This window comes from Bacteroides sp. 224 (assembly GCF_010500995.1).
Classification (GTDB): domain Bacteria; phylum Bacteroidota; class Bacteroidia; order Bacteroidales; family Bacteroidaceae; genus Bacteroides.
In genome coordinates, this window is record NZ_QVMK01000057.1 from 1 (window position 1) to 312 (window position 312).

Annotated in this window: 1 protein-coding gene; it reads right to left on the bottom strand. The window is 31.7% G+C overall.

All coding sequences use genetic code 11. From position 1 onward, the window contains the following. Positions 1–312: hypothetical protein (locus D0T60_RS18655; RefSeq protein ID WP_203558369.1), on the bottom strand; the 312-nt coding region annotated here is incomplete at both ends.

The following is a 312-nucleotide window of genomic DNA, read 5'->3' on the forward strand; positions in this document are numbered from 1 at the left end:
TTTATAAACTGCAAGTCCAAACCCTTGCCAATTATAGACTTTCATGGCGTGGGATAACGCATTTTCAAAAGTGTCAGATACATTAATTAGTATATGTGTATAATCTGGGAGCCTAAATTTTCTTTTGCGAAGTTCTTCGTAAATTGTTTTGCAAATTTGATTGTCATAAGGAGAAAAATAACGTTCGTCAGAGTTCGGAAGTTGATTATAAAAACGTAAATCGTATATTAATTTCTTTTTTTCGCCATTGGACTGTTCTCGAATGATTCTTTCTTGCCGATTTCTTTCTATTATTTCTTGTCGTAATAAATT